Genomic DNA, 23,305 nt, shown 5'->3' on the forward strand with positions numbered 1-23,305 from the left:
CACTGTCTTCGTCGTGGCGCCGTTGCGTGAGTTGTCGTAGAACCTAGCTTCCGGGTCGCCCTTCTCGTAACCCAGATGCTCGGTCAGCTCAGCTTGCAAACCCCGCTCGAGGGCCGCCTTGATCAGGCCGGGCACGAAGCCGCCCTCGCCGGTGAGCTGCAGCTGCCCGGCATCGATCTGCGCGTACAACGCGTCCAGCCCACCAGTGGCCTCGAGCTCGTGCACAGCATCACGCGCAGCCTGCCGCTGCGCCTTCTTCTGATCCGTCATAGACATCAGTCTTGAATCCCTTCAGACCGACCCGCCAGCTCTTACACAGAGAATCTGACACCCTCGTGTCCTGACCGAACGGGTCGGGTACCGGATCGCCCTGAGCACCTATTACGCGTTCAAAACACGCCCGCCCTCGCAACGCGCCGTCGACGACGCGTCGCTGATCGCGGTGATCCGTGTCGTGCACGAGGAGAACTACTCCTGCTACGGGGTGCTGAAGATGTGGCGCACCCTGCGCCGCCGCGGCATCGACATCGGCCGGGACCGTACTGCTCGGCTGATGCGGGCGGCGGGCCTGTCCGGTGCGATCCGCGGCCGGCACCACACCATCACGACCACCGCCTCGAAGGGGGCGCCCAGGCACCCTGATCTCGTACATCGCGGCTGGGATGTGGTCGAACCCGACCGGGTGTGGGTGGCGGACTTCACCTATGTGTGGACCTACCAAGGCTTCGCCTACGTGGCGTTCATCACCGACGTGGCCTCCCGTCACATCCTGGGCTGGACGGTATCGCTGTCCAAGGAGACCACCCTGGTCGCGACAGCACTGGATCAGGCGCTGCATCTGCGCCGACGCGGACCAGCACAGTTCACCACCCGCGGGCTGGTGCATCACTCCGATGCCGGCTCGCAGTACACGTCGATCGCGTTGACCGAGCAACTGCGCGAGGCCGGCATCGCCGGATCGATCGGCACCGTCGGCGACGCTCTCGATAACGCTCTGATGGAATCCACCATCGGCCTGTACAAGACCGAACTGATCCACGCCGGCCGCGGGCGCACCTGGCCCAGCCGGCAAGCCGTCGAGGTCGCCACCGCCAACTGGGTGCATTGGTTCAACGAGCATCGACTGCACTCCGGGATCGGTTACCGAACCCCGATCGAGTACGAGACTGATTACCATCAGAACCACGCCCAGGAACCCCTGTCCGCGTGAACACGAAGCCTCCATCAAACACAGTGCGGTTCAGGCTCAGGGAACGGTGGCTGGGTTTCACGCCGGCGGTCGGCTCGTGAGGGTGGCTGGGTCGGGACGTGTGTTCGCTTAGCTGGTCGAAGCGTCGTGCCGTCCGTGTGGGTCGCGGCCCTTCGACAGGCTCAGGGGGCGGCGGCTGAGTTTCGACGGACGCTCGGGTCGGGACGGTGGCTGGCCGGGGGCGCGCATCCGGCGGGAGTCATCCACAGGAGTTATCCACAGGGTTATTAACACTGGGGATAGTTACACAGGTGTAATTGCCGTGAACGGGGGGTAAAGGCACAAAAAAGTGGCCGCCGATGTTCGGCGGCCACCTCGAAGCTGGTTTCGCGTCAGCGCCAGCGAATCGTCATGAGGAACCCGACCATGCTGATTCCGAAGCCGACGAGGATGTTCCACGAGCCGATCGCGGCGATCGGCAGCGTTCCCTGGCTCACGTAGAAGACGATGATCCAGATGAGCCCCAGCAGGAGGAAGCTGACCATGAGCGGCTTGAACCAGACGGGGTTGGGAGCGTCTTCGCTGCTGCGTACCGTGGCCTGGCGCTCAGGCTTCGTTGTCTTCGTGCGTGCCATGCCCGCGATTCTATCCTGCTCGGGTTGCCACCTTAGAATCGAGGCATGACGGACGCCGGCACTGGGCAGCCGCGCTCCGATGAGATCGACGAGTCCACGGTGGCTCACTCGAATTCACAGGGCGCACATCGGGCCAGACGACCGCGCCCCCGCGCCACGCTCGTGAGCGTGCTGGGCGAGCTCCTCATCACCGCCGGCGTGCTGGTGCTGCTCTTCATCGGCTGGCAGCTCTGGTGGAACGACTGGATCACTGCCACCCAGCAGACCTCGGCCGCGGCCGATCAGAGCCAGAAGTGGATCGAACAGTCGCGCGCCACGGAGCATCCCGATCCGACGGCGGCACCCACGACGACACCGATTGCCGATCCTCCCGTGCTCGCCGCTCCCGCCGAGGGCAAGGCCTTCGGTGTGCTCTACGTTCCACGCTTCGGCGACACCTACCAGCGCAACATCGCCCAGGGCGCCGGTCTCGACGTTCTGAACAGCACCAAGCTCGGCATCGGCCACTACCCCGACACGCAGATGCCGGGGCAGGTGGGCAACTTCGCCATCGCATCCCATCGCAGCGCGTACGGCGGCGGCATGCACGTTCTCAACGAATTCCAGCTCGGCGATCCGATCATCGTGCAGACGCAGGACGGCTGGTACACGTACCGCTTCCGCAACCTGCAGTACGTGACCGCCGACCACGTCGAGGTGCTGAACGCGGTACCCACCGTTGACGGAGCGACGCCCACCGACCGCATCATCACGCTGACCACCTGCAATCCGCTCTACTCCACGGCTGAGCGGATGATCGCGTACGGCGTCTTCGATGACTTCCGTCCCACATCCGCCGGACCGCCGGATGCGATCGCGGGACTCGTCGCTGCTCAGGCGAGCGCGGGATAGGGGGAGAGACATGTATGCAGCCCTGTGGCACGTTCTGCCCGGCCCTTGGTGGGTGCGGGTGCTGATTCTCCTCGTTCTGCTGGCCGCCGTGCTGTTCACGCTCGCGACCTGGGTGTTCCCGGTGATCGACCAGCTCATCAACCCCACGGAAGCGACGGTCGGAACATGACTCGCGTGCTCGTCATCGACAACTACGACAGCTTCGTCTACACGCTCAACGGGTACCTGCAGGAACTGGGCGCCGAGACGGATGTGGTGCGCAACGACGCCTTCCCGCCCGAGGAGGCGGCGGAGCGCATCGCGCAGTACGACGCAGTGCTCGTCTCTCCCGGACCGGGCAAGCCGGCGGACGCCGGCGTATCGATTCCGGTGGTCCGAGCGGCGTTCGACTCTCGTACGCCGGTTCTCGGGGTCTGCCTCGGACACCAGGCCATCGCCGAGGCCTTCGGTGCCACGGTGACGAACGCCGAGGAACTCATGCACGGCAAGACGTCGGTCGTCTCGCACGACGAGAGCCCGCTCTTCGACGATGTGCCGGAGCCGTTCACGGCAACGCGGTACCACTCGCTCGCGGTCGTGGACGGGACGGTTCCGCCGGAGCTGCTGGTGACGGCGCGCACGCCGGGCGGCGTGATCATGGCACTGCGCCACGAGGATGCCCCGCTCTACGGGGTGCAGTTCCATCCCGAATCTGTGCTCACCGAGGGCGGCTACACGCTTCTGGGCAACTGGCTCGAGAGCGCCGGCCTCGCCGGTGCCCGCGAAGCCGCGAAGGGCAAGACGCCGCTCGTCAAGCTGTAGGCCGTCGCCCCCGCATCGGGAACGCAGTTCGGGCGGGTGTGTCAGATCGACATCGCAGATTTCGCGAGTGTGGACAGGTCAACACCCACGGATTCTGCGGGTTCGGTTTCGTTCGGCGGATGCCATCGCTGGCGCGGCGTCAGCCGGCGCAGTAGCTGAGGTCGACCGTCGACTTCTGCGGCACGTCGCCCGGCGAGACCGACTGGCGCGTGATCGGCAGGTTGGGCTGCTGCGGGCATGACGGGTCGGGGACGGCGTTCGGCGTGAGTTGCAGGTTCGCGCTCTGCAGCGTGTCGGTGGCCGCGTTCAGGGTCTGGCCGGTGAGGTCGGGCAGGGTCACGAGTCCGCTCGAGACCACGAAGTTCACGGTCGAGCCGGAGTCGACCGAGGTGTTCGCAACCGGATCGGTGCGCAGCACGACGTCGCCGGCGATCGTCGGAGAGTTCTCCTTCGTCACCGATCCCTGGGTCAGCCCGGCCGTGCCGACGGCGTTCTGCGCATCCGTGATCGGCTGATTGGTCACATCCGGCACCGGCACTTGGGTCTTACCGCTCGAGACGTACACGGTCACGAAGGTTCCGGGGGAGACGGTCTGGCCCTCGGGAGGATCGGTGCGGGTTACCTTCCCCTTCTCGACAGTGGCGCTCGTCTCGCTCACCTGCGTGGCCGAGAGGTCGACGTCGGCGAGCTTGGCCGAGGCCTCTTCGAAGGTCAGGCCGGTGAGCGCGGGAACGGCGCGCGAGGCGGCCGGGATGTCATTGGTCGGCGCCAGGTTGAAGACCCAGAAGATGACGGCCGCCACGATGACGATGACACTCAGGATGCCGGCCCAGATCCAGATGGCCGGTGGCCGGCGCTGCGTGCGCACCATGCGGTCGTCTTCGGCCAACTGCTTGAAGGCGAGTTCTGTGCTCGTCGTGATGGGCGGCGGCTCACCGAAGAGCGTCGTGGGCTCTTCGTTCTTCTTGTGGATCGGCAGGCGCCCGGATGCGGCGATCTCGAGATCCGCACGGAACTCGGCGGCCGTCTGATAGCGGTCGAAGCGGTCCTTCTGCAGGGCCTTGGCCACGACCATGTCGAGGGCGGGGGAGACCTTGTGGTTGATGGAGCTGGGCTTGCTCGCCGTCTCGCTCACGTGCTGGTACGCCACGGCGACTGGAGTGTCGCCGCGGAAGGGCGGCCGTCCGGTGAGCATCTCGAACAGAACGACGCCGGCCGAGTACAGGTCGGTGCGGGCGTCGACGAGTTCGCCCTTGGCCTGCTCAGGCGAGAAGTACGAGGCGGTGCCGAGGATCGCCGTCGTCTGCGCCACCGTCGTGGTGGAGTCGGAGATGGCCCGGGCGATGCCGAAGTCCATGACCTTCACCTGGCCGGTCTTCGTGATCATGATGTTGCCCGGCTTGATGTCGCGGTGCACGACCCCGGCACGGTGGGAGTACTCCAGCGCGGTCAGCACTCCCTCGAGGATGCGGACCGCCTCCTGCGGATCGAGGGCGCCACCGCGGATGAGGTCTTTGAGCAGCCGCCCGTCGACGTACTCCATGATGATGAAGGGCTGTTGCGTCTCGTGGCCGCCGGCATCCCGGACGGTCTCCTCGCCGGCGTCGAAGACGCGCACGATGGTCGGATGCGCCATGCGGGCGGCCGCCTGCGCCTCCTGACGGAAACGGGTGCGGAAGGCCGGATCGAGGGCCAGCGACGGCTTCAGCAGCTTGATCGCGACGGTACGACCCAGACGGGTGTCGGTGCCCAGATGCACCTCGGACATGCCGCCGCGCCCCAAGAGGTCACCGACGCGGTAGCGGCCTGCGAGCAGGCGGCCATCGTCAGTCAATGCGAACTCCTGATTCTCGTCGCCATCCCCCGGCGCCGATCTGGGCGATCCTTCGTGGTACCCGTCCCCTGGGCGAGCCCATCGAACGGCGGTGCATGCATTTCGGACCCTTCGGCAGCCTCGGGGCCCGGCGGTGAAAGCTTATCCGAGCCGACTGAAGCCTGCCTTAGGGCGCGACGACCGTCACGTTGAGCGGATCGGACTGCGGCGAGCTGACTTGGCCGCAGAAGTACTGCAGCGTGGCCTGGAAGCTCGTGCCCACGTCACCGGTCGTGACCACCGCGGTGCGTGAGCCGCCCGGCGTCTGGTCCTGCACCTTGATGGTGGCGTTGCCGCCGGTCACCGACAACTGGAAGCCCGAGAGCGTCTGGCCCGACGGGCAGGACTGGTTGTCCCAGACGATGGTCGCCTCGCCCTTCTGCACAGTCGTGTTGGTGATGCCGCCCTGGAGCCGCGGTGCGGTCGCCTTATCGGGCTGCACCACGTCACCGTAGACGGTGAAGGTGATCAGGGTTCCGGGGTCGAGGTTGCCGGTCGGATTGACGGCATAGACGGTTCCCACCTTGGCGGGGTCGGTCGCGGCGTTGCCCGTGGTCACGGTGACCGTGAGTCCGAGGCCCTCGGCCTTGGTACGCGCGTCGTCTCCGCTGAGGCCGACGAAGTCCGCCTCGGCCACGGGAACCTTGGTCGGGGTCGGCGGGGTGGTCTGCGTCGGAGTCGGCGAGGGCTTCTGCGTCGGCGTCGAGGAGGCGGTGGTCGACTGGGTGGGCGCGGGCTCGTCGCCCGACTTGACGGCGAGAGAGATGATCCAGATGATCGCGATCATGGCCAAGAGGGCGATCAGCACGATCAGCGGCCACGTCCACGGGCTGCGCTTCTTCTTCTCGGCCTGCATAGCATCCGTGCGGGTCGTGGGCGCGACGGCGACGGGCTGCGGGAGAACGGTGGTCGCCGCACTCGTCGAGGTCGTCGACTGCGGCATGAGCATGGTGGCGGCCGTTGCCGCTCCACCGAGCACGGCGGGAACGGCCGCTGCTGCGGCCTGCACGTCTCCGCGACGCAGGGCGGATGCCGCACGGCCGAGGTGCGCAGCCGACGCCGGCCGGTCCGCGGGATTCTTGGCGATGCACGCGAACACGAGGTTGCGCACCGGCTCCGAGACCGTGACGGGAAGGTCGGGCGGCGTCTCGTTGATCTGGGCCATGGCGATGGCCACCTGCGACTCACCCGTGAACGGCCGGCGACCCGCGAGGCACTCGTAGGCCACGATTCCGAGCGAGTAGATGTCGGTCGTGGGCGAGGCGGGGTGGCCGGATGCCTGCTCAGGGGAGAGGTACTGCACCGTTCCCATGACCTGGCCCGTGGCGGTCAGCGGAACCTGGTCGGCGATGCGCGCGATGCCGAAGTCGGTGATCTTCACCCGTCCATCGGGGGTGATCAGCAGGTTGCCCGGCTTGATGTCGCGGTGCACGAGTCCTGCTGCGTGGGCGGCATGCAGCGCAGCGGCGGTCTGCGCGACGATGTCGAGCACCTTGTCGGTCGAGAGCACGTGCTCACGCTCGAGGATGGAGGAGAGCGCCTCGCCGGGCACGAGCTCCATCACGAGGTAAGCGCTGCCGTCCTCCTCGCCGTAGTCGAAGACGTTCGCGATGCCCTCGTGGTTCACCAGCGCGGCATGGCGGGCCTCGGCGCGGAACCGCTCGAGGAACCCGGGGTCACCGAGATATTCGTCTTTGAGAATCTTTATGGCGACTTGGCGGCCGATGACGAGATCTGTGGCCTGCCACACCTCGCCCATGCCGCCGATGGCAATGCGCGATTGCAGCTCGTAGCGCCCCCCGAAGGTGAGCCCTGCCGTGGGTCTCATTTATTCAGCACCGCCTCTAGTACCTTTTTCGCTATCGGGGCGGCAACGAGGTTGCCGTATCCCGTCTGGCCCAAGCCGCCACCGTTCTCGACGAGAACGGTGATCGCGTACTTCGGATCGTTCGCCGGTGCGAATCCGGTGAACCAGAGCGTGTACGGCTCGTCGTCACCATTCTCGGCAGTGCCCGTCTTACCGGCCACCTCGACCCCGTCTATTCTTGCATTATCGGCCGCGCCGTCACTGACGTCGGCGACCATCATCGTCGTCAGCGCGGCAGCGGTTTCTGTGCTGATCGCGCGGCCGAATTGCTGCGGTTCGAAGGTCTTGATGACCGACAGATCCGAGTTCGTCACCTGGTCGACCAGACCGGGTTGCATCACGATGCCTCCGTTGGCGATTCCCGCCGAGACCATCGCCATCTGCAGGGGTGTCGCGCGCACCTCCCACTGGCCGAAGCCCGACAGGCCGGTCTGGGCGTCATCCGCGCTCGACGGGTACACGCTCTTCTCGACGGTCATGGGGATGTGGTGCTCCACGTTGAAGCCGTACTTCTCGGCTTGCGCGCGAATGGCGTTGTCGCCGAGTTCGATCGCCAATTCCGCCATCGGAATATTGCAGGAGAGCCGGAGGGCGTCGGCGATGGTGACCGTGTCGCCGGGGCCGCACGTTCCGCCGCCGGAGTTGATGACGATCGAGCTCGATCCGGGAAGTTGGAACTGTCCGGGATTCGGGAACCGGCTGTCGGGGGTGTACTTGCCCGACTCGAGTGCGGCCGAGACCACCACGAGCTTGAAGGTGGAACCGGGGGGATTCAGATCGCCGGCCCGGTTGCGATCGATGAGCGGGTCGCCCGGGTCGGAGACGAGAGAGTCGAAGGTGGCGTTCACCTGCTTGGTGTCGTGCACCGCGAGCGTGTTCGGGTCGTAGGTGGGCTTGGAGACCTGCGCGAGGATGCGCCCCGTCTTCGGCTCGGTGACGACGACGGCGCCCTGGTAGTCGCCCAGTGCATCCCATGCCGCCTGCTGTGCCACCGGATCGATGGAGACCTCGACCGCAGCGCCCTTGGGCTTCTGGCCGGTGAAGATGCGCTCGAGCTTCGTCAGGAACTGCGATCCGCTGCTGCCGCTGAGGTAGTCGTTCATCGACCCCTCGATGCCCGTGGCCTCTCCGTTGACGGGGAAGAAGCCGGTGACGGGTGCGTAGAGCGGCCCGTTGGAGTAGTTGCGCTGCCACTTGTAGTTGTCGGCGGACGGCGTCGAGGAGGCGATGGGGTTGCCGGCCACGAGAATCGGGCCGCGCTCGACCTGGTAGCTCTCGTACAGCGTGCGGGTGTTGCGGGAGTCAGCGGTCAGTTGGTCGACCGCGACCGCCTGGATGATCGTCGTCGAGCTGAACAGGGCGATGAACAGCACGAGCACGACGATGCCGACGCGCTTCAGTTCCCGGTTCATGCGTCCACCACCAATCGAGGCTGGTTCCTGACGGTATCCGAGATGCGCAGCAACAGGGCGGTGATGATCCAGTTGGCCACGAGCGAGGATCCGCCCGCCGCCAGGAACGGCGTGGTGAGGCCCGTCAGCGGGATGATGCGCGTGACGCCTCCGATGACGATGAAGCACTGCAGCGCGATCACGAAGGCCAGGCCGACGCCGAGCAGCTTGCCGAAGTCATCCTGTCCAGCGAAGCCGATGCGGAACCCGCGCGAGACGAAGAGGATGTAGAGGCCGAAGATGGCGAACAGGCCGGCGAGTCCGAGCTCCTCGCCCAGGCTCGCGATGATGTAGTCGCTCTGGGGAACCGGGGTGAGGTCGGGTCGGCCGAGGCCCCAGCCGGTGCCGATGAGGCCGCCGTGCGCGAGGCCGAACAATCCCTGCACGAGCTGGAAGCTGCCGCCGTCGGCGTTGTAGACCTCGGGATTGAACGCGTCGAGCCAGTTCACGATGCGGCCCTGCACGTAGTCCAGGGTGCTCGCCGCGATGATGGCGCCGCCGAAGAACAGCACGAGTCCCAGCAGTACCCAGCTGAGGCGTCCCGTGGCGACGTAGAGCATGACCAGGAACATGCCGAAGTACAGCAGGGCCGTGCCGAGGTCGCGCTGGAAGACGATGACCGACATCGAGAGCGCCCAGATGACGAGCAGCGGGCCGAGGTCGCGCGCGCGGGGGAAGCGGATGCCGAGGATGCGGGTACCGACCATGGAGAGGGAGTCGCGGTTGCGCACGAGGTAGCCGGCGAAGAAGACGGCGAGGGCGATCTTGGCGATCTCACCGGGCTGGAAGGTGGCGAAGTCGCCGAACCCGATCCAGACGCGCGCGCCGCTGACCTCGCGACCGAGCCCGGGCACGAGGGGCAGCAGCAGCAGCACGATCGCCACGAACCCCGCCACGTAGGTGTAGCGGAACAGGATGCGGTGGTTGCGGATGAGCATCATCACCGCGATGGCGCACAGGATGGCGATGGCGCTCCAGGCGATCTGGCGCACGGCCGCGCTCTCCCAGCCGAAGTGCTTGTCGGCTATGTCGATGCGGTAGATCATCGCGACGCCCAGGCCGTTCAGCACCGTTCCGATCGGCAGCAGGAACGGGTCGGCGTCACGAGCCACGAACCTCATGGCGACGTGCAGTCCGAACACGAGCAGCGAGAGCGCCGCCCCGAGCGAGACGAGGGTGAGGTCGAGGTGCCCGAGGGCGCCGAGCTGAACGAGCACGATCGCCGTCGAGTTGATGGCGCAGGCGAAGATCAGCAGCCCCAGCTCGAGGTTGCGCAGCTTCTGGGGCAGGTGGATGCGGCGCACCGGCGCCGTCTGCGGGTTGGCCGTCTCAGTCGCCACTGCTGCGCTCCAACCGGTCGGTGATCGCTTGGGCGGCCTTCAGGGAGTCGGCGCTGATGGTGGCCTGCACCGCTTGACGGTCGTAGACGGTGAGCTCGTCGAGCGGGATGCCGGTGTCTTCGTAGACACGGTGCAGGGTGATGGGGCCGAGATCCTGCTGGATTCCGCGGAAGATCACGACGCTGTTCGAATCGGCGCCCACGTAGAAGCGGGTCTGCGTCCACTGGTAGGTGAAGAAGATGGTGCTCACGATGGCGAGAACGATGAGCAGCACACCGACGAACCAGGTGACGCGGCGCCGTCGCGCTCGCCGCGCGTCTTCTTCGATGAGCTCGTCGAGGTACTCCTCGACATCGGGCTCGAAGTGCGTCTCCGGCACGGAGTGCAGCCGGAACGGCGGCATCCGCAATGCCCGGCGCGGCGGCTCTTCCGGGGCGGTGGTGAAGGCGAGCGGCTCGGCCGCCGATCCGACGACGGTGGGCGAAGGGTGCCCAGCCGCCGGCTTGCCGATGTCGACGATGACCACCGTGACGTTGTCGGGTGCCCCGGCCTCCAGGCTCACGCGGACGAGCCGGTCGGCCGCCGCCTGTGCCGAGGGCTCGGAAGCCAGTGCGGCGGCGATCTCCTCGGCGGAGACGACGCCTGAGAGCCCGTCGGAGCAGATCAGCCATCGATCGCCGGGCCGTGTCGCGAGGATGGACGTGTCGATCTCCGGGGCGGAGTCGACGTCGCCGAGCACGCGCATGAGCACCGACCGCCGCGGATGCACCGCCGCCTCCTCCTCGGTGATACGGCCGCTCTCGACGAGGCGCTGCACGAAGGTGTGGTCGGTGGTGACCTGGCTGAGTTCGTCTTCGCGGTAGAGGTAGATGCGGGAATCGCCGATGTGCGCGAGTGCGACGGTGTCGCCGAGAACGTAGAGAGCGCTGACCGTGGTTCCCATGCCGGTGAGCTCGGCGTGCTCGAACACGGCCTCGGCCAATTGGGCGTTCGCGGCGATGAGCGCCGCCTGCAGGGCGAATTCCGCATCCTGAGGGGAGTCGTAGTGCTGGTCGGCCTCGGCGATGCGGCGCGTGGCGATGGCGGAGGCGACATCGCCCCCGGCGTGACCGCCCATGCCGTCGGCGACGAGGAACAGGTTGTCTCCGGCGAAACCGGAGTCCTGGTTGTTGGATCGCACGCGGCCGACATTGGAGACGGCCGCCGCGTCGATGAGCATCGCCATGGCTAGCCGCGCAACTCGAAGGTCGTCGCGCCCACCTTCACCGTCGCGCCGAGGGGCACGGGCGTCGGAACGGTCACGCGCTGACCGTCGAGGAACGTTCCGTTCGTCGAGTCGAGGTCTTGCAGCATCCACTGGTCATTCCACAGCATCAGCTTGGCGTGGTGCGTGGAGGTGTAATCGTCGCGGATGACGATGGCCGAGTCGGAGGATCGGCCGATGGTCACTTCGTCGCGACCGAGGGGGAACTCGGCCCCGGCCTTGGCGCCACTCGTCACGACGATCGCGCGGGCGTTGTCCGGGGAGGCGACGGTGCGCCCGAAGCCGGAGGACAGCGTCGCGCTCGGGGCGGTGATGGGCCCGGTCGGCGCTGCTGCGCCCACCGGAACCGGCGCGGGTGCAGGGGCGGCGCTCGCCGGCATCTCCTTGACCTTGCGCACGCGCTGTCCGAAGAGGTCGGAGCGCAGTGCGTAGACGATCGCGAAGACGAACGCCCAGAGAAGTAGCAGGAACCCCAGTCGCAGAACCAGGAGCGTGAGTTCGCTCACGAGGCGGGCCCCCAGAATCCGCCCATGTCGTGCCGCTTCGTCACGTCGTCGACGGGTCCCTTGCCTGCGGGGGCGGACGCCTGTGCCAGCACGCGGAACACGATACGAGTACGTCCGACGGTGACAATGGCGTCGGGCTCGAGCACGGCCTGCTTCACGGGCTGCCCGTTCAGCTGGGTTCCGTTCGTCGAGCCGAGGTCGCGCACCTGGGCGCGCCGGCCGTCCCACGAGACCTCGAGATGCTTGCGGCTGGCTCCGGTGTCGTCGATGGTGATGTCGGCTTCACTGCCCCGCCCGATCACGGTGCGCGCCTTGAGCAGCGGATAGCGCTTGCCGGCGATGTCGAGCACGGGAGTCCAGGCGATCTCGCCCTTCACGTTGCCGGAGTCGACCTGCACCATGCCGAGCGAGAGCCCGGGGTCTTCGGAGAGCCGGATGCTGATGCCGCCGGCGAACTGGAAGTGCTGGCTCGCGGCGTGCTTCTGCACGAGATCGGTCAGCTCGTCGATCAGCGTGGGGCCGAGCGCGACCATGCGCGCGTAGTCGTCGTGGCTCATCCGAACGGTGAAGCTGTTGGGCACGAGCACACGGTCGCGCGAGACGACCGCGGCCTTGGTGTCGAGCTCACGGCGCAGCGCTGCGGTGATCTCGACCGGCTGCAGCCCCGACCGAAAGGTCTTCGCGAAGGCGCCGTTGACGGCGCGCTCGAGGCCTTTCTCGAAGTTGTCCAGTATCCCCACAGGTCTCCCGATCCGGTTTCTGACTCTTGCATGTTAGCCGGAGCCGCTGGAAAGAGACTGCTGGCGCGGGCCGCGTCAGGCTATGCACGATGTGCCTGGGCGCGTCCGTCGTTCGGTCAGTCGCCTGGACCGGGCGGTTCGAGCCCTTCGAAGTCGAGGGCCAGGGCCGGCAGCGATGCGGTGAGCAGGGTACCGTCGGCACGACGCTGCCCGCGTACGTCATCCATCGTGGGCGCCCCCGGAAGGCGCGCCCCCTGGTGGGCGAGCATGACGACCGCAGGTTCTCCCCGTCGAACCAGCACGGGCTGGCGTCGAACGCTCACGTCGACGCCGTCGCCGGTCTCGACCGTGAACGTGATGCTCTCCTTCACCAGGTCGACGCGGATGCGCGACCCGCGGATGGTGAGGCGGAAGCTGAGCCCCTCCCATTCCTCGGGAAGCCGAGGATCGAAGGTGAACCGTCCGCGGTGGTCGCGGAACCCCGCGAAGCCGTTGACGATGCACGCCCAGACGCCGCCGGTGGAGGCGACGTGCACCCCGTCACCGGTGTTGCCGTGCAGATCGAGCAGGTCGACGAGCAGCGCCGACCGGAAGTAGTCCAGCGCGAGGTCGCCGTAGCCGACCTCGGCGGCGATGATGGACTGCACTACCGCCGACAGGGTCGAGTCTCCCGTGGTCAGCGGGTCGTAGTACTCGAAGTCGGCCCGTTTCTGCTCGGGCGTGAACTCGTCGCCTCGAAGAAGCAGGGCGAGCACCACATCCGCCTGCTTCAGCACCTGGAAGCGGTAGATGACGAGCGGGTGATAGTGCAGCAGGAGCGGAAGGTGACCGGGAGGGGTCTTGTCGAGGTCCCAGATCTCCTTCTGCAGGAAGGCGGAGTCCTGCGGGTGGATGCCGAGGTTCACGTCGTAGGGAATGTGCGTGGCGAGAGCGGCTCGTGCCCACTCGATGACCTCGTCGTCGGTCAGGCCCAGCCGCCGCACCACGCCGTCGTAGGCGGCCGGGTTGCGCGTGCGCATAGAACGGATGGCCGCGGCCGCCGCGGAGAGGTTCGAGCGGGCCATGACGTTGGTGTACATGTTGTCGTTCACGACGGTCGTGTACTCGTCTGGGCCGGTCACGCCGTGGATGTGGAAGACCTCTTCACCGTTGCCGCGCCAGAATCCCAGGTCTGCCCACATGCGCGCGGTCTCGACGAGCACGTCGACGGCCCCGCGGTCGAGGAAGTCCTCGTCGCCCGTCGCGGCCACGTACTGCGAGAGCGCGAAGGAGATGTCGGCGTCGATGTGGTACTGCGCCGTTCCCGACGCGTAGTAGGCCGAGGACTCCTCGCCGTTGATGGTGCGCCAGGGGTACAGGGCGCCACGCACGTTGAGTTCGAGAGCGCGGGCGCGGGCGGCGTCGAGCATCCGTTGCCGAAAGCGCAGCACGTTGCGCGCGACGGTGGGCGACGTATAGCTGAGGAACGGCATGACGTAGATCTCGCTGTCCCAGAAGTAGTGGCCGCCGTAGCCGGTACCCGTGACCCCCTTGGCTGCGACACCGCCGCCGTCGGTGCGGGCGGTCGCCTGCACGAGCTGGAACAGGTTCCAGCGCAGCGCCTGCTGCAGCCTGGGCTGGCCGACGATCTGCACGTCGGCGCGCTCCCAGTAATCGTCCAGCCAGCGGCGCTGTGCGGAGAAGTGCTCTTCGATGCCCGTCTCCATGGCGCTGTCGAGAGTGCGGTCGCACCGGTCGGCGAGTTCGCGCGCCGGCACGAAGCGTGCCGTGTGATAGCTGACGAGCTTGGTCAGCCGCATCGTGTGTCCCCGGCGGGCGTGCACCGAGTAGATCATCTTCGCGAGGTCGTCTTCGAGGCTGGGGGAGGCGGAGAATTCATCCATCGTCGTGAAGGTGTGCTGGGCGGCCACGGCGATCGACATCGCGGAGTTCGTGGACTGGTAGGCGAGAAGGATGCGACCATCGCGCTCGCGGCGCAGGCGCGGTTGCAGGACGCGCTCATCGAATCCCTCCGGACGGCGCGGGTCGAAAGCGGCCACCGTTGCGGCGGGATACTCGTCGCGACCGTCTTGGCGGTTGATGATCTGGCTCGAGACGGTCACCTTGGCGTCCGCATCCAGGAGAGTGACGTCGTACGTCATGACCGCGAGGTGGCGGTCGGTGAAGCTCACCATGCGGCGCGAGGTGATGAGCACCCGCTTGCCGGCCGGGGTGCGCCACTCGATGCGGCGCGAGAGAGCGCCGCCCGCGAAGTCGAGCCGACGCTCGTATTCCATCAGATCGGCCTCGGTGAGCACGAGGGGCTCATCGTCGACGTACAGCCGGATCACCTTGGCGTCGGGTGCGTTCACGATCGTCTGGCCGACCCGGGCGAAGCCGAAGGCCTCTTCGGGGTGACGGATGGCCCAGGTCTCGTGGAAGCCGTTGACGAAGGTGCCGTGAAGGCTGCCATCCCGGCCCTCTTCGACGTTGCCCCTCATGCCGAGGTAGCCGTTGCCGACCGCGAAGACGCTCTCCGTCGTACCCATGTCGCTCGGGCTCATGGCCGACTCGACGAGCGCCCACTCATCCAGCGGAAAACGCACCTCGTCATAGGGAACGTCGGTGGGGATTCTCATGCGGGGTCCCCTTCGAGAAGCTCGTCGAGCTCGCGCACGACGAGGTCGGCGCCGGCATCCGTCAGCGCGTCGATGCCGGCGCCCCGATCGATGCCGATGACCAGGCCGAAGCCGCCGGCCCGCCCGGCGGCGACACCCGATACGGCGTCCTCCACCACCGCACACGCGGATGCCGGAACCCCGACCTCCGTGGCGGCGTGGAGGTACGTGTCGGGGGCGGGCTTGCCGTGAAGGCGCAGGCCGGTGGCGAGGGTACCGTCGACGATGACCGGAAAGCGGTCGATGATCCGTGCGGCTTCGAGCACGTCGCGCGCGTGGGCCGAACTCGAGACGACGGCGAGCAGGCAGCCGGCCGCTTCGGCCGCATCCATGAATTCCACGGATGCGGGGTACGGCGCGATGCCCTCCTCGTGCAGGCGGCGCATGACGGCGACGTCTTTGCGGTTGCCGAGACCGTGCACGCTCGCGACCTCCGGCCCGTCCGCGGGGCTCCCGTCGGGCAGGTCGATGGCGCGGGCGGCGAGCATGTCGCGCACGCCGTCCGCACGGCGCTTGCCGTCGATGTGAGCGAAGTAGTCGTCGTCGGTGTAGGGCTGAACCCCACGGTCGGCGAGGAATGGACGGAACAGGTTGCGCCACTCGTCCATGTGGAGGTCGGTCGTGGGCGTCAGCACCCCGTCGAGGTCGAACAGAAAGGCTCGGATGCCGTCCGGTATCCGAGCGCTCAGGCGACGCACTGGTGGCATGGACCCTCCTCACGCAGTGGTGCACGAGTTGACGAGGGCCGCCGTGGCCCATGCGTTGCTGACGCTCCGATGCTATTGCGCCACTTCCCGCCCGAACAATGGCTGTGCACAAGTGAATTCGCGGGATCGCATCCGCCGCCCGGGCCTCAAATGGCATCGGGCCTACGGAAGTGCTAACCTCGCTGAGTTGGTTCGCCGAGGCGAGCCGACTGGTGAGCGCGAGTGGCGGAATAGGCAGACGCGCACGGTTCAGGTCCGTGTGCCCGAAAGGGCGTGGGGGTTCAACTCCCCCCTCGCGCACCAATCCGAGGGCCGTCCCGGTCGGGGCGGCCCTTTTAGTTCATCGGCTTGTCGTCCTCGGCGGGCCTCCGCGCATCCCTGTTCGAGTGGCTGGCCCGTCCTGGCGGGGGCATCCGCCGCAGCGCATCAGTCGGCCACGTTCGCGAACCGATCGGCTTCCACCGCGGCGATGATCTCGGCCGCGTCGCGGCGGGCAGCGGCGATCTCGTCGGCAGCCACGCCGAGTACCCGCAAGCAGGAGGCGGCGATGGTCTCGTCGTCCTTCGCATCCGGCTCGCCGTCGCGGCGCAGTTGGATGACGATCTCCGCGAGCTGGATGAGGATGGCGCCGATGCGAGCCTCATCGAGCGATGCGCGCACCGCGGGGGTCGCGGCACGCTGCCCCAGGCGGCCGTAGGTGGCACGAAGCAGGGCACGCTGCTGACGGAAGTCGTCGTAGCGGGCATCCTGCACCTCGGGCAGCAGGTAGAGCGTGCCGATGTTGTGCGGGGTTCGCCTCAGGGTTCGGGCGTCGATGCTCGCGAGGGCGAAGAGTGCGGCGGCAGCGCTCGCGTCGTCGGGCACGCGCGCTTCGATCGCCGCCACGAAGTCGATGCTCGGGCGCACCGTCTCAGCGAGCAGCTCGATGAGAATCTCGTCTTTGCCGGCGAAGTGGTAGTAGAGGGACTGCTGTCGGATGCCGACGCGGTCCGCGATGGCGCGGGTGGAGGTGCCGGCGAATCCGGCCTCGGCGAAGAGGGCCGCGGCCGCATCGAGGATCTGTTCGCGCGGGGAAAGAGCAGATGCGGTCGACAGCGAGGACTCGGACATCGCCCGCGGGCGACCGGCTCGCCCGGTCGCTGCATTCGCTGAACTCATGCCGTCATCCTCGCACCGGGCGAGGGGCTCACGGCAGCGCCGATGCGGAGAGCCACGCGCGCCAGCCGCCGAAGCGGCTGATGTCCGGGGCCCCGTCGGTGGCGATCGGCTCCACGAGGAACCCCGACACCGCCCGGCCGTCATCGAGAGTCACCTTCCCGATCGCCATGGGCGATGGCAGTGCCGCGACGAAGGCGCCGAAACCCGCAGCGGGCAGCGCCCAGAGCTCGCCCTGCATGGCGACGCCGCCATCCTCAACCCGCACGAGGCCCGGTTTGGGTGGAACGGTCTGGAGCGCGAAGAGCGCGTAGTCGGCGCTCGTGACGACCTCCGCAACGAACGAGCCGCCTGCCGCCACCAACTGATGGTTGAGCGGCTGCCCACTGAGATGGGCGCCCACGACCAGCAGTTCGACCGTCGGTGCCGAGAACGAAGCGGCGAGCTGGCCGATGACCGCATCGTGGAAGGCCGGAGCCGTGAGCATGACGCCGAAGGGAAGCCCGTCGACCGTGCCGGCTGGCACGGCGATCGAGCTCATGTCGAGCAGGTTGGCGAAGTTCGTGTACCGGCCCATGCGGCCGTTGGCGCCGATGGGGTCGGCCGCCAGCTGCTCCAGTGTGGGATGCCACGTCGTGGTCGGAGTAAGGAGCGCATCGAAGCCGGCGAGCAGTTCGCGGGCCTCCGCGGCGAGCCGGTCCAACCGCTCACCGTCGCGGAAGAGGTCGACCGCCGTGTGTACGGCTCCGCCGAGAACGATGGCGGCGACGGAGGGATCGAGGTCGGTGCCGATCAGGTCGCGGTGCGCCTCGATGTGCGCGCCGACGGCGGCGTAGCGCTCGGCGACGAAGGCGCCGTCGTACAGCAGGGCCGCCGCGCGGAGCAGCGGCGTGACGTCGACCTCTTCCACCTGCACGCCGGAGGCCACGAGACGTTCGACCGCCGCCGCGAAGGCCTCGCGCCAGCCCTCGGCGAGACCCTCCAGGTGTTCCGGTGTGGGAACGGCGACACGGGCGCGGGCGCCGATCGTCGTGCCGACCGTGCGGCTGCTCACCTCGTCGGCTCGGCGGGCGAGTGGATCGCGGCCGTCGTCGCCGGCGAGCAACTGCGCCGTCGTTCGGGCCAAGGCGAGGTCGCGCGCGAAGACGGTGACGCAGTCGAGCGTGCGGCAGGCGGGCACGACACCGGTGGCCGGGATGAGGCCACGCGTCGGCTTGACGCCGACGATGCCGTTGAGGGCCGCGGGCACCCGACCCGATCCGGCCGTGTCCGTTCCGAGGGCGAGGTCGACGATCCCGAGTGCCACGGCGACGGCCGAGCCCGAGCTCGAGCCCCCGGAGATGCGGGCCGGATCCCAGGCGTTCCGCACTGCCCCGTACGGGCTGCGGGTGCCGACGAGTCCGGTCGCGAACTGGTCGAGGTTGGTCTTGCCGATGATCATGGCCCCCGCAGCACGCAGCCGCGCGGTCGCCGTGGCGTCGACGTCGGGAGTGTAGGAATAGCTGGCGGCGGCCGCGGTTGTCGGCAGTCCGCCCACGTCGATGTTGTCCTTCACGGCGGCGACCAGGCCCGCCAGTGGCAGGTACTCGCCCCGGGCGAGGCGCGCATCCATCGCTCGCGCCTCGGCGATGGCCTCGGCCTCGTCGCGCAGGGTGATCCAGATCTCGGGTCGATCGACCGCCCGGATGCGGCGGTAGGCGGCGCGGATGCGGTTCACCGCGGTGCCTACTTCCGTCTCTGTGCCTACTCGCGACTCCGTGCCTGCTTCCGTCGCGGCGACCAGCGCCGTGTTCTCGCCGCCCATCAGTGCGCTCCGATCGCGAGCAGCACCTGGCCGGGAGCGACCTGGTCGCCGGGGTTCACGAACACCTCGACGACCACGCCGTCGTGCGGCGCCACCACGGCCGACTCCATCTTCATCGCTTCGACGGCGATGATCTTGTCGCCGGCCGACACCCGCGCTCCCGGCTGCACGGCGATCTGCCAGACCGTCGACGTGAAGGATGCGGCGACCGGAGTGGTTCCATCGGGTACCGTCACCGCGAGTGTCGGCGCCGCATCCTTGACCTCGATCTTGACATCGAACTCGCCCGAGGCGTGCCAGCGCTCCTTCTCCTCGGAGAACGCCCGAGCCTGGATGGCCCGGAAGTCGGCGATGGACTCGGCGTTCTCGGCGAGGAAACGCTCGTAGTCGGCGATCGCGAACGTGCCCTCGTGCGTTTCGAACTCGCCGCGCCCCGCATCCGTCTCGGCTCGCAGCTCGAGCAATTCGTCTGCCGACACCGGGTACCACTCGATGCGGTCGAAGAAGCGCAGCGCCCACGGGTTCTCGGTGAACAGACCTCCGCGGCGGAACCGATTCCACACCTGCACGGTGCGTCCGACGAACTGGTAGCCGCCGGGACCCTCCATGCCATAGATGCAGAGGTAGGCGCCTCCAATGCCCACGGAATTCTCCGCGGTCCACGTGCGGGCCGGGTTGTACTTTGTGGTGACCAGGCGGTGACGCGGGTCGAGCGGCGTCGCGACCGGAGCGCCGAGGTAGACGTCGCCCAAGCCGAGCACGAGGTAGCTGGCGTCGAAGACGGTGCGGAAGACGTCATCCACCGACTCGAGGCCGTTGATGCGACGGATGAACTCGATGTTCGACGGGGTCCACGGGGCGTCGCTGCGCACGCCGTTCATGTAGCGCTCGATCGCTAGGTGCGTCGCCGGGTCGTCCCACGACAGCGGCAGGCGCACGGTGCGCGATGGCACGACGAGTTCGTGCGTCGCCGGAATCTCCGACTCCAGTTCCTGCAGCAGCCCGGCCAGTCGAGTGGCCCGCAGTTCCGAGGCGTCGGTGTGGATCTGCAGCGAACGGATGCCCGGCGTCAGCTCCCGCACGCCGAGCGGGGTCGCCTCACCGAGCTTCGTCATGAGCGCGTGCACGCGCATCCGCAGGCCGAGGTCGAGGGTGAGGTCGCCGTACTCGACGAGCAGGTTCTCGTCGCCGTCGCGACGGTAGGTCACCGAGGGCCGGTCGTCGGATGCGTCGAGCCGTGCGATCACGCCGTCATCGCCGTCGCCTCCCGACGTGCGAACCGTGAACGAGGAACGCTCGTGCAGAAGGCCAGCCGCCTCGGCTTCGCGCACGGGGACGAAGCGCACGGTGTCGCCGGGGCGCAGTTGCCCGAGCTTCCAGAGCTCGCCGCTCGCCACGACCGCGGGGCAGACGAAGCCGCCGAGGCTCGGTCCGTCGGGACCGAGGATGATCGGAGTGTCGCCCGTGAAGTCGATGGCGCCGATCGCGTACGGGTTGTCGTGGATGTTCGACGGATGCAGTCCCGCTTCGCCGCCATCGCTGCGCGCCCAGGCAGGCCGCGGGCCGAGCAAGCGCACGCCCGTGCGGGCGGAGTTGTAGTGCACTTCGTAGTCGGCGCCGTAGAAGGCATCCATGTCGGCGCGCGTGAAAAAGTCGGGCGCCGCATGCGGGCCCTCCGTGACGCCGACCTGCCACGTGGACGTGAGCGCCGGCCGCCGGTCGTGCGGGGTGGCGCCGCCGACGAGTCCGAGGCGGGTGCCTGCTGGGAAGGCGGGATGCTCCGCATCGGAATCCGATGAGCCGGGGCGCAGCACATCACCGGGCAGGAGGGCCCGCCCCCCGTGGCCTCCGAAGCCTCCCAGGGTGAAGGTGGAGGCGCTGCCCAGGTAGAGAGGCACGTCGAGTCCTCCGCGCACGGCGAGGTAGCTGCGCAGACCCGGCCCGGCAATCGTGCCGATGACGAGGGTCGAACCCGCCGGCGCCTCGACGGGCTCCCACAGCGGCACCTCGACGCCGTCGAGGGTCGCGGAAACGGGGGCGCCGGTGAGCGCGAGAAGCACGGGGCTGGAAAACCGCAGGGTCGGACCCGTCGCCGTGATCTCGAGGCCGGGTGCCCCGGCGGGGTTGCCCACGGCGAGATTCGCCTCGGTGAGCGACGCCGCATCCATGGGCCCGCTCGGCGGTACGCCGATCTGCCAGTAGCCGGTACGCCCCGGGATGTCTTGCACGGTCGTCATCGCACCGGCCTCGATCACGTCGATGCGTGGTTCGGGATCTGTCGTGACGTCGAGCGTCGACGTGGAGTGCACGGCGGCTCGCAGGTCGATCGCATCCGGCAGCGACCGCAGAAGGCCGAGGTTGGTCACGACGCCGTCCACGCGGCTGGCGGCGAGTCCCTCCTGCAGCAGGTCGAGCGCGCTGTCGCGACTCGGGCCGGCTGCGATGACCTTGGCGAGCATGGGGTCGTAGTGAGCGGAGACCTCGAGGCCCGTCTCGATCCAGCCGTCGACCCGCACGCCGCCGAGAGCGGGGGATCCGAAACCGGGGAAGACGGCCTGCGTCACGAGGCCGGAACTGGGCAGGCCGTTCTTCGCTGGGTCTTCCGCGTAGACGCGCGCCTCGAACGCGTGGCCACTGGGTTCGAAGGTGCGGCTGAAGAAGCCCGGATCGACCTCGTCGATGCCGTCGGCACCGTCGCGTGCCAAGCGCAGCATCGCCTCGACGAGGTCGACGCCGTAGACCTCCTCGGTCACCGGATGCTCCACCTGCAGGCGCGTGTTGACCTCGAGGAAGGAGGCCTCCTCGCGCAGAGGGTCGTAGACGAACTCGACGGTTCCCGCCGAGCGATAGCCGACGGATGCCGCGAGGGCCCGCGCGGATTCGTGCAGCTCTCGACGCACCCGGTCAGGAAGGGCGGGAGCCGGAGCCTCTTCGATGACCTTCTGGTTGCGACGCTGCAGCGAGCAGTCGCGGTCGCCGATGACGGCGACGCGCCCGTCGCCGGCGCCGAAGAGCTGCACCTCGACGTGCCGAGCCGGGCGCACGAGGCGCTCGAGGAAGACGCCGTCGGAGCCGAAGTTCTTCGAACCGAGCCGGGCCACGCGCTCGAAGGCGTCGTGCACCTCCTCGGGCGTCGTGCAGGCCTGCATGCCGATGCCGCCTCCACCCCCGGTGGCCTTGAGCATGACGGGAAGGCCGATGCGTTGTGCTTCTGCGACGGCCTCGTCGGCGGAGCCGAGCAGCCCGGTGCCGGCGAGCATGGGAACGCCCGCCTTCGCGGCGAGCTCTCTCGCGGTGTGCTTCTCGCCGAAGGCGGCGATCTGGTCGGCCGTCGGCCCCACGAAACGGATGCCCTCGGCCTCGATGCGGCGGGCGAACTCGAGGTTCTCCGACAGGAAGCCGTAGCCGGGATGGATCGCTCCGACGCCGAGTCGCAGCGACGCCTCGATGATGGCGTCGATATCGAGATAGGAGTCGCGGGCGGGCGCCGGCCCGAGCCGGACCGCCTCGTCGGCCTCTCGCACGTGCGGCGCGGCGCGGTCGGCGTCGGAATAGACGGCGACGGTGCGCACTCCCAGCTTCCGTGCCGAACGGATGATGCGGCGTGCGATCTCGCCGCGGTTTGCGATGAGGAGCGTTTCGAATCCCGCTGCCATCAGAGGGCCGATCCGGTCGTCGGCTGCGCATCCGGTTCGGTGATGATCATGCGCAGCGGTGTCGGGTTGAAGTCGTTGCAGGGATTGTTCATCTGCGGGCAGTTCGAGACGATGACGAGCACGTCGACCTCGGCGCGCACGGCCACCCGTTTTCCCGGAGCCGACATGCCGTCCACGATGCCGAGTGATCCATCCGCCTCGACCGGGACGTTCATGAACCAGTTGAGGTTCGACACGAGATCGCGTGCGCCGAGTCCGTGGCGGGAGGCTTCGGCGAGAAAGTTCTCGCGGCAGGCGTGCTGGTACTCGGTGTGCATTCCGTAGCGCAGGGTGTTCGATTCCTTGGAGCAGGCCCCGCCGATGGTGTCGTGGCGCTCGATCTCGGTGGCGACCACCGTCATGAGAGGGGAGCCGAGGTTGGAGCGAAGCACGGACCCGGTGCGGATGTAGGCGTTGCCCTGCCAGGCGAGGGTGTCGGGTACCGAGTAGCGCTCGTCGGTGTCGGCTGCCCGGTAGATGATGCAGTCGGCGGACTGGTTGCCTCCGACGTCGACGATCGTGAGCACTTGACCCGCGCGTACGAGCGCAGACCAGGGCGCGAGGGCGGGAACGTCGTCATCGCGCGTGACCGTGCCGGCCACGAGCGGACCGCTCGCATCCAACACCGTGTCGGGGCCGAAGCGCTCGCCGCCGACGACGGTCGACGCGAAAGTGCCCCGGGCTGTGGTGAAGGAGGTCGTCGGGGTTTCGGCGGTCCCTGGGGTGCTCG

General features: G+C 68.1%; 19 protein-coding genes and 1 tRNA gene. 5 read left to right on the forward strand and 15 right to left on the reverse strand.

Annotated features, from left to right (window positions below; all coding sequences use genetic code 11):
- Window positions 1-270 (reverse strand): transposase (locus WDJ51_RS10550; RefSeq protein ID WP_443218484.1); only part of this gene is annotated, 270 nt, incomplete at its 3' end.
- Between the two features lie 100 nt (window positions 271-370).
- Between WDJ51_RS10550 and WDJ51_RS10555 the strand changes: the two genes are divergently transcribed.
- Window positions 371-1,210 carry an IS3 family transposase gene (locus WDJ51_RS10555; RefSeq protein WP_337852875.1) on the forward strand — a complete coding sequence of 280 codons (840 nt, stop codon included), beginning with the start codon at window positions 371-373 and terminating at the stop codon, window positions 1,208-1,210.
- Window positions 1,211-1,581: 371 nt separating this feature from the next.
- On the opposite strand, the gene WDJ51_RS10560 is transcribed toward WDJ51_RS10555, so the two are convergent.
- Window positions 1,582-1,824 carry a cell division protein CrgA gene (locus WDJ51_RS10560; RefSeq protein ID WP_337852420.1) on the reverse strand — a complete coding sequence of 81 codons (243 nt, stop codon included), beginning with the start codon at window positions 1,822-1,824 and terminating at the stop codon, window positions 1,582-1,584.
- A 45-nt stretch (window positions 1,825-1,869) separates the two neighbouring features.
- Between WDJ51_RS10560 and WDJ51_RS10565 the strand changes: the two genes are divergently transcribed.
- Genes WDJ51_RS10565 through WDJ51_RS10575 form a run of 3 tightly spaced genes read left to right on the forward strand, consistent with a single transcriptional unit; the run spans window position 1,870 to window position 3,516 of the window.
- Window positions 1,870-2,715 (forward strand): class E sortase, encoded by an 846-nt coding sequence (locus tag WDJ51_RS10565; RefSeq protein ID WP_337852421.1) that lies wholly within the window; start codon window positions 1,870-1,872, stop codon window positions 2,713-2,715.
- Window positions 2,716-2,725: 10 nt separating this feature from the next.
- On the forward strand, window positions 2,726-2,884 hold the full coding sequence (locus WDJ51_RS10570; RefSeq protein WP_337852422.1) for a hypothetical protein: 159 nt from the start codon (window positions 2,726-2,728) through the stop codon (window positions 2,882-2,884).
- Window positions 2,881-3,516 (forward strand): anthranilate synthase component II, encoded by a 636-nt coding sequence (locus WDJ51_RS10575; RefSeq protein ID WP_337852423.1) that lies wholly within the window; start codon window positions 2,881-2,883, stop codon window positions 3,514-3,516. Before WDJ51_RS10570 ends, WDJ51_RS10575 begins: the two co-directional genes overlap by 4 nt.
- A 139-nt stretch (window positions 3,517-3,655) precedes the next feature.
- Here the strand turns inward: WDJ51_RS10575 and pknB are convergent, their stop codons facing one another.
- The 9 genes from pknB to WDJ51_RS10620 form a co-directional block, all read right to left on the reverse strand.
- Window positions 3,656-5,350 (reverse strand): Stk1 family PASTA domain-containing Ser/Thr kinase, encoded by a 1,695-nt coding sequence (pknB, locus tag WDJ51_RS10580; protein ID WP_337852424.1) that lies wholly within the window; start codon window positions 5,348-5,350, stop codon window positions 3,656-3,658.
- A gap of 166 nt (window positions 5,351-5,516) precedes the next feature.
- Entirely contained in the window at window positions 5,517-7,217 is a 1,701-nt protein-coding gene (locus tag WDJ51_RS10585; protein ID WP_337852425.1) for a protein kinase domain-containing protein, read from the reverse strand.
- Window positions 7,214-8,668, reverse strand: coding sequence for a peptidoglycan D,D-transpeptidase FtsI family protein (locus WDJ51_RS10590; RefSeq protein WP_337852426.1), 1,455 nt, complete (start codon window positions 8,666-8,668; stop codon window positions 7,214-7,216). The genes WDJ51_RS10585 and WDJ51_RS10590 overlap by 4 nt, the downstream gene beginning before the upstream one ends.
- Complete coding sequence (locus tag WDJ51_RS10595; RefSeq protein ID WP_337852427.1) at window positions 8,665-10,047, reverse strand: FtsW/RodA/SpoVE family cell cycle protein; 1,383 nt, start codon at window positions 10,045-10,047, stop codon at window positions 8,665-8,667. The genes WDJ51_RS10590 and WDJ51_RS10595 overlap by 4 nt, the downstream gene beginning before the upstream one ends.
- Window positions 10,037-11,272 carry a Stp1/IreP family PP2C-type Ser/Thr phosphatase gene (locus WDJ51_RS10600; RefSeq protein ID WP_337852428.1) on the reverse strand — a complete coding sequence of 412 codons (1,236 nt, stop codon included), beginning with the start codon at window positions 11,270-11,272 and terminating at the stop codon, window positions 10,037-10,039. Before WDJ51_RS10600 ends, WDJ51_RS10595 begins: the two co-directional genes overlap by 11 nt.
- A 2-nt stretch (window positions 11,273-11,274) precedes the next feature.
- Window positions 11,275-11,817 (reverse strand): FHA domain-containing protein FhaB/FipA, encoded by a 543-nt coding sequence (locus WDJ51_RS10605; RefSeq protein ID WP_337852429.1) that lies wholly within the window; start codon window positions 11,815-11,817, stop codon window positions 11,275-11,277.
- Window positions 11,814-12,557, reverse strand: coding sequence for a DUF3662 and FHA domain-containing protein (locus tag WDJ51_RS10610; RefSeq protein WP_337852430.1), 744 nt, complete (start codon window positions 12,555-12,557; stop codon window positions 11,814-11,816). The genes WDJ51_RS10605 and WDJ51_RS10610 overlap by 4 nt, the downstream gene beginning before the upstream one ends.
- A gap of 116 nt (window positions 12,558-12,673) precedes the next feature.
- The gene (locus WDJ51_RS10615) at window positions 12,674-15,175 is read right to left on the reverse strand and encodes a glycoside hydrolase family 65 protein (protein WP_337852431.1); all 2,502 of its coding nucleotides are present in this window, start codon (window positions 15,173-15,175) and stop codon (window positions 12,674-12,676) included.
- Window positions 15,172-15,921 carry an HAD family hydrolase gene (locus WDJ51_RS10620; protein WP_337852432.1) on the reverse strand — a complete coding sequence of 250 codons (750 nt, stop codon included), beginning with the start codon at window positions 15,919-15,921 and terminating at the stop codon, window positions 15,172-15,174. The genes WDJ51_RS10615 and WDJ51_RS10620 overlap by 4 nt, the downstream gene beginning before the upstream one ends.
- Window positions 15,922-16,137: 216 nt before the next feature.
- Between WDJ51_RS10620 and WDJ51_RS10625 the strand changes: the two genes are divergently transcribed.
- A tRNA-Leu gene (locus WDJ51_RS10625) sits at window positions 16,138-16,224 on the forward strand.
- Window positions 16,225-16,347: 123 nt separating this feature from the next.
- Here the strand turns inward: WDJ51_RS10625 and WDJ51_RS10630 are convergent.
- From WDJ51_RS10630 to WDJ51_RS10645, 4 genes are all read right to left on the reverse strand, one after another.
- Window positions 16,348-17,079 (reverse strand): TetR/AcrR family transcriptional regulator, encoded by a 732-nt coding sequence (locus WDJ51_RS10630; protein ID WP_337852433.1) that lies wholly within the window; start codon window positions 17,077-17,079, stop codon window positions 16,348-16,350.
- 28 nt (window positions 17,080-17,107) lie between these two features.
- Window positions 17,108-18,793 (reverse strand): allophanate hydrolase, encoded by a 1,686-nt coding sequence (atzF, locus tag WDJ51_RS10635; protein WP_337852434.1) that lies wholly within the window; start codon window positions 18,791-18,793, stop codon window positions 17,108-17,110.
- Between the two features lie 86 nt (window positions 18,794-18,879).
- On the reverse strand, window positions 18,880-22,536 hold the full coding sequence (uca, locus tag WDJ51_RS10640) for an urea carboxylase (RefSeq protein ID WP_337852435.1): 3,657 nt from the start codon (window positions 22,534-22,536) through the stop codon (window positions 18,880-18,882).
- Entirely contained in the window at window positions 22,536-23,201 is a 666-nt protein-coding gene (locus WDJ51_RS10645; protein ID WP_337852876.1) for an urea amidolyase associated protein UAAP2, read from the reverse strand. Before WDJ51_RS10645 ends, uca begins: the two co-directional genes overlap by 1 nt.
- Window positions 23,202-23,305: the final 104 nt, after the last annotated feature.

Source organism: Rathayibacter sp. YIM 133350 (assembly GCF_037404875.1).
In the GTDB taxonomy this organism is placed as follows: domain Bacteria; phylum Actinomycetota; class Actinomycetes; order Actinomycetales; family Microbacteriaceae; genus Orlajensenia.

What these genes read in the sequence shown, in the direction of transcription:
- WDJ51_RS10560 (WP_337852420.1), bottom strand. Translation starts at nt 1,824, where the DNA reads ATGGCACGCACGAAGACAACGAAGCCTGAGCGCCAGGCCACGGTACGC.
- WDJ51_RS10565 (WP_337852421.1), top strand. Translation starts at nt 1,870, where the DNA reads ATGACGGACGCCGGCACTGGGCAGCCGCGCTCCGATGAGATCGACGAG.
- WDJ51_RS10570 (WP_337852422.1), top strand. Translation starts at nt 2,726, where the DNA reads ATGTATGCAGCCCTGTGGCACGTTCTGCCCGGCCCTTGGTGGGTGCGG.
- WDJ51_RS10575 (WP_337852423.1), top strand. Translation starts at nt 2,881, where the DNA reads ATGACTCGCGTGCTCGTCATCGACAACTACGACAGCTTCGTCTACACG.
- WDJ51_RS10585 (WP_337852425.1), bottom strand. Translation starts at nt 7,217, where the DNA reads ATGAGACCCACGGCAGGGCTCACCTTCGGGGGGCGCTACGAGCTGCAA.
- WDJ51_RS10590 (WP_337852426.1), bottom strand. Translation starts at nt 8,668, where the DNA reads ATGAACCGGGAACTGAAGCGCGTCGGCATCGTCGTGCTCGTGCTGTTC.
- WDJ51_RS10600 (WP_337852428.1), bottom strand. Translation starts at nt 11,272, where the DNA reads ATGGCGATGCTCATCGACGCGGCGGCCGTCTCCAATGTCGGCCGCGTG.
- WDJ51_RS10615 (WP_337852431.1), bottom strand. Translation starts at nt 15,175, where the DNA reads ATGAGAATCCCCACCGACGTTCCCTATGACGAGGTGCGTTTTCCGCTG.
- WDJ51_RS10620 (WP_337852432.1), bottom strand. Translation starts at nt 15,921, where the DNA reads ATGCCACCAGTGCGTCGCCTGAGCGCTCGGATACCGGACGGCATCCGA.
- WDJ51_RS10630 (WP_337852433.1), bottom strand. Translation starts at nt 17,079, where the DNA reads ATGAGTTCAGCGAATGCAGCGACCGGGCGAGCCGGTCGCCCGCGGGCG.
- uca (WP_337852435.1), bottom strand. Translation starts at nt 22,536, where the DNA reads ATGGCAGCGGGATTCGAAACGCTCCTCATCGCAAACCGCGGCGAGATC.